At 59.3% G+C, this 7,879-nt stretch carries 8 protein-coding genes and 1 pseudogene; 8 read left to right on the top strand and 1 reads right to left on the bottom strand.

The features are described 5' to 3' along the window. Positions 1–594: hypothetical protein (locus tag JNM42_RS03560; protein WP_294266269.1), on the bottom strand; the 594-nt coding region annotated here is incomplete at its 3' end. 1,241 nt (positions 595–1,835) lie between these two features. Between JNM42_RS03560 and JNM42_RS03555 the strand changes: the two genes are divergently transcribed. From JNM42_RS03555 to JNM42_RS03520, 8 genes and pseudogenes are all read left to right on the top strand, one after another. Continuing rightward, complete coding sequence (locus tag JNM42_RS03555) at positions 1,836–2,408, top strand: DUF4255 domain-containing protein (protein WP_294266266.1); 573 nt, start codon at positions 1,836–1,838, stop codon at positions 2,406–2,408. Beyond that, complete coding sequence (locus tag JNM42_RS03550) at positions 2,405–3,403, top strand: hypothetical protein (RefSeq protein WP_294266264.1); 999 nt, start codon at positions 2,405–2,407, stop codon at positions 3,401–3,403. Before JNM42_RS03555 ends, JNM42_RS03550 begins: the two co-directional genes overlap by 4 nt. 13 nt (positions 3,404–3,416) lie before the next feature. Beyond that, on the top strand, positions 3,417–5,372 hold the full coding sequence (locus tag JNM42_RS03545; RefSeq protein ID WP_294266261.1) for a phage tail sheath C-terminal domain-containing protein: 1,956 nt from the start codon (positions 3,417–3,419) through the stop codon (positions 5,370–5,372). Positions 5,373–5,402: 30 nt separating this feature from the next. Beyond that, positions 5,403–5,837 (top strand): phage tail protein, encoded by a 435-nt coding sequence (locus tag JNM42_RS03540; RefSeq protein ID WP_294266258.1) that lies wholly within the window; start codon positions 5,403–5,405, stop codon positions 5,835–5,837. Between the two features lie 20 nt (positions 5,838–5,857). Further along, entirely contained in the window at positions 5,858–6,301 is a 444-nt protein-coding gene (locus JNM42_RS03535) for a phage tail protein (RefSeq protein ID WP_294266256.1), read from the top strand. Between the two features lie 14 nt (positions 6,302–6,315). Further along, entirely contained in the window at positions 6,316–6,486 is a 171-nt protein-coding gene (locus JNM42_RS03530; RefSeq protein ID WP_294266253.1) for a DUF5908 family protein, read from the top strand. Between the two features lies 1 nt (position 6,487). Continuing rightward, positions 6,488–7,228 (top strand): hypothetical protein, encoded by a 741-nt coding sequence (locus JNM42_RS03525; RefSeq protein ID WP_294266252.1) that lies wholly within the window; start codon positions 6,488–6,490, stop codon positions 7,226–7,228. 3 nt (positions 7,229–7,231) lie between these two features. Beyond that, a pseudogene (locus JNM42_RS03520) lies at positions 7,232–7,879 on the top strand (Rhs element Vgr protein); the annotation flags it as partial.

The following is a 7,879-nucleotide window of genomic DNA, read 5'->3' as shown; positions in this document are numbered from 1 at the left end:
GGTCTTCTCTTGTTTTTTATTGCTTTCCGCTTTCTCAAGATGGCGTTGACGATCACGCTCAGACTGCTGTTCCCGTTCCAGTCGACGCTGTTCGATAACACCATTGCAAATACGCCTGACCGTGCTGTACTGACTCTGTGTGAAGCGGGTGATGTTGAACAGGTTCTCGCGGATTTCTCGTTCCGTCTTGAGTTTGACACGCATCGCCTCGTCAGGATTGTCAGAGAGTTCGCCGGTTAGCCAGAGGTAATGCAAAATTGCTGTGTAGAGATCGGCCTTGGATAGCAGATCAAGGTACTGGGTCACCGCATTGGTTACGGTAAGCGTTTCGTAGTTAGAGACAAGACGCTGAATCTCTTCAATCGCGAACCCGGCCACCTGGAGCTTTTGCTCGCCCTGTGTGATGCGCGTATCAAAATACTCGTGCAGCTTTTCAAGGTGGCCGTTAATGGCGTGCTCAGCCTTGAAAATCTCATCTTCACTGTAAATCTTCTTGTGCAGGTTGTCCGAAAGAATCTGCCGGGCACGACAGGTTATGAAAAAGGTGTCACGGGTAATCACCTCAAAACCGGAGGCCATGATTTTGACGATCATGGCGCTGGAGAGCGAAACAAAGCCGGGCGCAGACAGGGCGTCCTGATTGCGCTCAAAGAAGTGAATGCTGCTTGAGCGCATCCATTTCTTCATGGGAAATTTTTGAGGGGTCGAGGTCATCAAATACTCCGATGGATGCTTCAACCCAGATCGTCAGGTTCGCAAAGTGAACCTATGAGCAAAACCGTACGATCAGGTTGAAAGTAATAAAAGTATGCCTATCGTTGTTCTGTGCTGATTGCTGTGACCAATAATTGCACACCAGAAAAGTTCTGCCGACACCGATACCTCGCCAAAAAAGGGGGTGTAGGTGCGGAAATGGTCTATCGGCATTGCCGCTGATCAAAATCAGGGCTACTTTTCGGGCGTGATCACAGATAAAACGTTCAAGGATGTTCTTGCTAAAAAAACTGCGCATTCTTATCGGGGAGTATGTGGTGTTGTTGGTAAGCGCTGAAGGAACTGAAGGCTGTTGTCCGTGAAGGACGCGATCCACGTCTTTTCCCGTCAAGCAGCGATCGGCGTACGCTCCAGCTCATCACGTTCCATAATCAACGACTTTGCATAACGACACGTTCCGGTCATTGGCACTCGCGAACATCGGATGACCGCTCCATCACTCTGCGGACGTTCGCATGACAAGAAAACGATCATCCTCAACTGGGCAAACCGGCATCACCGCCGCGCCGGATGCCGGCCCGTGCGCCCCCCTCTGGGAGAGGCTTGACGCCACACCAGGCGAGGACGACTCCCAAGATCAATCGGCGCCTGGGTACGAATCCGACCAGCGCATCGCCAGTTAGGTGCAAATACGCAAAGGTACAGACTCAATCAAGACAAGCAACATCGCCCGTCGTGGGACGTCTTGTGCCTTGGGCCATCCGCACCGACCGGTCAAGCCGGGCGGATGGCCCAAGGCACTGAGCGGGGCGGGATTCGGATGACTTTTCAGGGGCTACCGGGGCCAAATTCGAGATGCCAAATTCGAGATTGACACTCCTTGATGGTGGCTCATATACTTCTTTAGTGTCATTGTATTTCCTGTCTCTTATTTCGGTGATCGCTTATTTTCACTGGCATCATAAATTATGCCTATTGAAAATTTCGGTGACAGAAAATATTTCCTGTGCTTTACTGAAATTCACGTTTCTGCGACGCAAATTTGAAGTTTGTTTCGACACGGTGCTGGCGCCTTGTTTCCGACTCGCCAGCCCCTGGTTCATAACGATGAAAGAAGTGGCATGCTGGATGTGGCGGTGAGCTTCCTGGCGGATCAATTCAATGCCTATCTGCTGCGCCGGACTGGCTTGGCGTCGCTGGGCCAGATCGTGCCGGGCGGCATTCTCGATGACAAAGGCAATCTGGCCATTGCCAGTGGCACCGTGGCGCTGAGTGTGGTCAATATCGAGGAGGAGCGCGTGCTGCGCGAGCAGGTTCCGGCCCGGATCATCAGCAATGGTCGCGAGACGGTCTTGCAGCCGGAGCTGAAATTGAACCTGACCCTGCTTTTCGCTGCCCGGATGAACGATTACCCGCTGACGCTGAAGGCCTTGTCGAACGTGCTGACCTTCTTTCAGTCGCACCCGGCATTCAGTACCGACGATTACCCGGCGCTTGATTCGCGCATCGGCAAGATCGTCATGGAGTTGTATAGCGTGACGCCGGAAACACTGAACCAGATCTGGGCCAGCGTGGGTGCCAAGTATCAGCCCTCGGTGCTCTACCGGGCGCGGCTGGTCACCATCCAGGATCAGGAACCCTTCATGCCGGGCGAGCCGATCACCGACATCGGGCTGGAGCTGCACGAAAAATGAGCATCCACTTTCGCACCCTTCTCGAGGTCGAAGTCGAGCACGGTTACTACCAGGGGCTTTGTACGGACATCGATTTCGTCGTGCCGGGGTCGGAGCAGGCACTGGCCGCCGGCAAGCTGCTGACTCGGGTCCGTGACGGCCGGTTGCGCGTGCTGTTCGAGGCTGACGACGTCGGCCAAGCCCTGCGCGATATTCACGGCACGACCTTGCTCATCGGTCTGCGCGTGGTCAATCCCTACTTTGCCAATTTCACGGCCCCACCGATTGCTTCCGGCGGGCTGCTCCTTTACGGCAACCAGAATGCGCCGCGCAATCTTGATCCGGCATTGGCTGCCAAGTTCATTGTGCCGCGCCAGCGCATCGTGCCGTCTCACGCCGGACGGCCGCTGACCCAGGTCTGGCAGCACGGGGCCAACCCGCTGGTCAAACAGACGTTACTTGCCGGTCAAGACGAGGCGCTCTTCGAAACCCGCGACTGGCCGACCGGGCGCTATACCTTGCTCGAAACGGCAGGTGGCCCGGCGCAGGCCTCACATTGGCTGCACTCGCCCGCACTGGCCGGAGAAGCCTTGTGGGGCGTGCTGGCATTGACGGTCGACCAGAACTTCTACGTCAATCCGCCTACCTTCCGCATCGTGCTGCAGGCGCGCAGCGAACAGCTCAAGTACTACGTCGTTGCCCGCAACTTCGGTGCCACCGAGTTTGATCAGTTGCAGTTGGCCGATGCCGGTGCCAGCGAGCAGGAGCGCGATGTACTCGATTTTGAAAAGGTGTTGCCTGCCGCTTTTGCTACCGATGATCTGCCCCCATCGGCGCTCGGTAATGGCAGTGCCCGTATTGTTCTCTTCCAGTCGTCGGCGCCGGTTGCCCGGCGGGCCGGAGGCTATCGCAAGCTGCAACTCAGACGCAATGCCGAAGTTCTTGTCCAGCATCTGCCCCAGGCCGGTTCCGACCGGGCGCAGGCGCGTTTCATCGTCCACCTCGCCAAACCATAGAAGGGGTTAGTCCATGCCAACCTACCGTACTCCGGATGTTTACATTGAAGAAATTTCGGTCTTTCCGCCCTCGGTCGCCGAGGTGGAAACCGCGATTCCGGCCTTTGTCGGCTACACCGCGAACGACACGCTGATCACCGCTGGCGATCTGGTCAAGTCGCCCCGGCGCATCAAATCATTGCTCGAATACGAAGCCTATTTTGGCAAGGGGCCGATCTACACGGTCACCCAGGCCAGTATCGACGAGGCGGGCAATTTCATGGCCGCCGACATCAGCAACAGCTACTTCATGTACGACAGCCTGCGGCTCTTCTACGACAACGGCGGTGGCGACTGCTACATCGTCTCGGCCGGTTCCTACAAGACGACGGGTTCCCCTGTCGACCGCGAAGAACTCAAGGCGGGCGTACAGGCCGTGGCCAAGGTGGACGAGCCGACCATCCTGCTCTTCCCCGATGCGGCGACGCTGAATGCGGACGATCTCGCTGCCGTGCAGCAAGAGGCGCTCAAGCAGTGCGGCGAACTGAAGGACCGTGTGGCGGTCCTGGATGTTCGCCAGAGCGATCCGAACGGTGCCAGCTTCCGCGACAAGCTGGGCATCAACAATCTGAAATACGGTGCAGCCTACACGCCCTGGCTGAAGCTCAACTACAACAAGTCGGTGGGCTACGCGCAGGTCAAGGACAAGGTTTTCAAGAACGGCATTCAGGTGCCGCTCAAGGACCTGACCACCGAACCGCAACTGCTCGCGGCATTGACCGCGCTCGATCAACTGTCGGCCGACAGCACGACGCTGGCAGCGGCAGTGAGTGCCTATGCCGGTCCCGGTGAAACGCTATCCAGCGCCTTCGCCAAGAAACTGGCGATCTACAAGGGCAAAGCTGCCCCGGTGCCGGCTGATGTGGCCCTGCTCTTCGAATACGTTTTCGGCATTGCCAGGGTGGTCGATGGGCTGGTCGATGCCACGCCGCTGAGCAACGCCAAGCTGGTGACCGACATCAATACGATGATTGCCGGCACGCTGGCTCCCGCCTTTTCCGGCCTGATTGCGCTGGAAAAGGAAATGGCGGCCGACATTGCGAGCGCCGGCGGTGCCTATACCGTTGAGTGGGATCAGAACACCCCGCCGGCCACGGCGGCCTGGGCCGGCCTTTTCGGTGGCGGCGCCGGTACGCCGGCGGCATCGAGTGGAAATACGGAAGGCGTCACCGTTCCTGCCGTCATGGGCAGCGCGCTACCCGGTCTGCAAAAGGGATTCGCTGCGGCCAGCGGCGCCATTGCCGGCATCGTCTCGGCGATCGCCAACTATCGCAGCCTGAACGAGCAGACGCTGTTCGAGAACTTCCTGCCCTATCGCAATGTGATCAACGGCATTGGCTCGACGCTGACCTTGTGCCCGCCGAGCGGTGCCATCGCCGGCATCTACGCGATGGTCGATAACCAGCGCGGCGTCTGGAAGGCGCCGGCCAATGTCAGCCTGAACGGTGTCATCGCTCCGGCGGCCAGTTTCACCGTCAGCGAAACCGATGCATTGAATGTCGATGCCATCAGCGGCAAGTCGATCAACGCCATTCGCGCCTTCGTCGGCAAGGGCACGCTGGTCTGGGGTGCCCGCACGCTGGCCGGTAACGACAACGAATGGCGCTACGTCTCGGTGCGTCGCTTCTTCAACATGGTCGAGGAATCGATCAAGAAGTCGACGTACTGGGCGGTCTTCGAGCCGAACGACGCCAATACCTGGGTCAAGGTGCGCGGCATGATCGAGAACTACCTGACGCAGAAATGGCGCGAGGGAGCGCTGGCCGGTGCGGCACCGAAGGATGCCTTCTTTGTCCGTTGCGGGCTGGGCGTGACGATGAGCGCACAGGACGTCCTGGAAGGAAGGATGAATGTCGAGATCGGCATGGCGGTGGTACGGCCGGCCGAATTCATCATCCTGAAGTTCTCCCACAAACTTCAGACGAGCTGATCTGCTACCTGACACGAGAGGAAAAACACCATGCCTGGACAATATCCGCTGCCCGTCTTCCACTTCCGCGTCGAATGGGGCGGCACACGAATCGGCTTTTCCGAAGTGACCGGCCTGACGCAGGAAAATCAGGCCATCGAGTATCGCGACGGTTCCTTTATGGAGTATTCGTCGATCAAGATGCCCGGACTGCGCAAGTTCAGCAACATCACGCTGAAGCGCGGCGTGATCAAGGCCGACAACGACTTCTTCAAGTGGCTGTCGACGATCAAGCTGAACACCGTCGAACGTCGTGACCTGACGATCAGCCTGCTTGACGAAGCGCACAACCCGGTGATGACCTGGCGGGTGCTCAATGCCTTCCCGGTCAAGGTCGAGGGGCCGCAACTCAAGGCGTCGGGCAACGAAGTGGCGATTGAGGCCATCGAACTGGCGCACGAAGGGCTTGAGCTCCAGAACCCGTGATCGACTGAGCGCAAACCGCCATGGCCTCGTACTACCCGCCGGTTGGCTTCCATTTTGCGGTGGAATTCGTCGGCTTGTCCGATCACGCTGACACGCGCTTCACCGAGGTCGGCGGGCTGGCGGTCGAGATGGGCAGCGAAGAAGTGGCCGAGGGGGGCGAAAACCGCTTCGTGCAAAAGTACCCGACCCGGGCCAAGTATTCGGAACTGGTACTCAAGCGCGGCTTGCTGAAAGGCTCGGCGGTCTGGTCATGGATTCGGGACTGCATCGTCGATTACAAGATCGAGCTGCGCAACGTCGACATCAACCTGCTCAATGAGTCGCACCAGCCGCTGATGACCTGGCATGTCATCGGTGCGTGGCCAACGAAGTGGGCGGTCGGTGATCTCAATGCCAGCAACAACACCTATGCCGTCGAGTCGATGCAGCTCGCCTACCAGTACTTTACGGTCGACAAGAATTAGAAGCCAGAAACGAAATGCCCATCATCGTCGATGAAGTGGTGATTTCAGTGGAAGTCGGCAACGTCGAGACCGGCGGGAGTAGTGCGGCCGGTTCAGGCGCTGCGCCGGCCGACGAGAAGCAGGCGCTGGTCGAAGAATGCGTCGCCCGCGTGCTGGAAATCCTGCGCGAACGCGAGGAGCCTTGACATGAGTTCAGCAATCGGCGCAGGCGCAGGGCAGGTGATCGGCGGAGCCGGCATGGGCCAGATCGATATCGGCGGCACGCCGAACGGGACGCTGGAAAAGCTGACCATCCTGGCGCATGCCCAGCCGGACTACAGCGACCAGTCGATTGCCCACTTTGCCGCCTACGTCAATCCGGCCGAAATCACGCAGTCCTACGAGATCGAGTACGACGCCGCGCAAGGCGCCGGGACGACCAGCAGCCGCATGGAGTTCAAGAAGATCAAGCCGGGCGACCTGACGCTGACCTTTTTCATCGACGGCACCGGCGCCAATGGCCGCAAGGCCGAGGTCCAGGCCGAGGTCGAGCAGTTCCAGAAAGTAACCGGCTATAACGGCGACATTCACCGCCCCAATTACCTTAAAGTCGTTTGGGGCACCCTGCAGGTCAAGCGCTGCGTGCTGAAGAGCGCCTCGATTGTTTTCAAGCTGTTCCGCGCCGACGGCGTGCCGCTGCGCGCCGTGATCACCGCCGTCTTCACCGACAATTCCGACGACCAGACGCGCGTCGCCACGGCACAGGATCAGTCGCCGGACCTGACGCATCGTCGCATCTTCAAGGCCGGCGACCGTCTGCCGGCGCTGTGCAATGCCATCTATGGCGACCCACGGCTTTACCTGCGTGTCGCCGAGGCCAACGGGCTCGACGATTTCCGGCATATCGAGCCGGGCACCGAGCTTTTTTTTCCGCCACTGGAGAAATAGACCGTGCCGGAAACCCGCGCCCTGCCAATCGCCGCCGAACATCGCGAATTCACCGTCAAGGCCGGTGGCCAGGTGGTGCCGCGCGAGCATCAGCTGCTGTCGGTCAGTGTCACGCTGGCCGCCAACCGCATCGCCTCGGCCCGGCTGGTCTATGTCGATGGCGCCGCTGCGACCGGGCAATTTCCCCTGAGCGACAGCGACCTGTTCAAGCCGGGCCAAAGCATCGAAATCCTGGCTGGGGCAGGGCGCGACAGCACCTCAGTATTCATCGGCACGCTCGTTCGCCAAGGCGCCCGCGTGCGGGAAGCTGCCGCCTCGCAACTGGTCGTCGATTGCCGGCATGCGGCGATGAAACTGGCCGTGACCGAGCGCTCGACCGATTATTTCGATCAAACCGACAGCGACATCATCGAAGCAGTGCTGAGCGCGGCCGGCGTTGGCGCCGATGTCGAATCGACATCGCTGCAGCACAAGCAGGTGCTGCAGTACCAGAGTACGGACTGGGATTTCATCCTTGCCCGGGCGCGGGCCAATGGCCAGCTGGTCTGGTGCGAGGGCAACAAGGTGGTGGTCCGCAAGCCGGCGCTGACTGGCGCCACCGTCTGCACGCTGCAGTACGGCGCGACGTTGCTTGAGTTCGAAGGCGAGATC

Origin of the sequence: Propionivibrio sp., assembly GCF_016790145.1 — a bacterium.
Taxonomy (GTDB): Bacteria; Pseudomonadota; Gammaproteobacteria; order Burkholderiales; family Rhodocyclaceae; genus Propionivibrio.
Note: the sequence above shows the minus strand (reverse complement) of the source record. Positions and strands in the feature narration are given on the sequence as shown.

Bases quoted from the DNA above. Each gene is read 5' to 3' on its own strand.
- JNM42_RS03555 (WP_294266266.1), top strand. From the start codon at position 1,836: ATGCTGGATGTGGCGGTGAGCTTCCTGGCGGATCAATTCAATGCCTAT.
- JNM42_RS03550 (WP_294266264.1), top strand. From the start codon at position 2,405: ATGAGCATCCACTTTCGCACCCTTCTCGAGGTCGAAGTCGAGCACGGT.
- JNM42_RS03545 (WP_294266261.1), top strand. From the start codon at position 3,417: ATGCCAACCTACCGTACTCCGGATGTTTACATTGAAGAAATTTCGGTC.
- JNM42_RS03540 (WP_294266258.1), top strand. From the start codon at position 5,403: ATGCCTGGACAATATCCGCTGCCCGTCTTCCACTTCCGCGTCGAATGG.
- JNM42_RS03535 (WP_294266256.1), top strand. From the start codon at position 5,858: ATGGCCTCGTACTACCCGCCGGTTGGCTTCCATTTTGCGGTGGAATTC.
- JNM42_RS03530 (WP_294266253.1), top strand. From the start codon at position 6,316: ATGCCCATCATCGTCGATGAAGTGGTGATTTCAGTGGAAGTCGGCAAC.
- JNM42_RS03525 (WP_294266252.1), top strand. From the start codon at position 6,488: ATGAGTTCAGCAATCGGCGCAGGCGCAGGGCAGGTGATCGGCGGAGCC.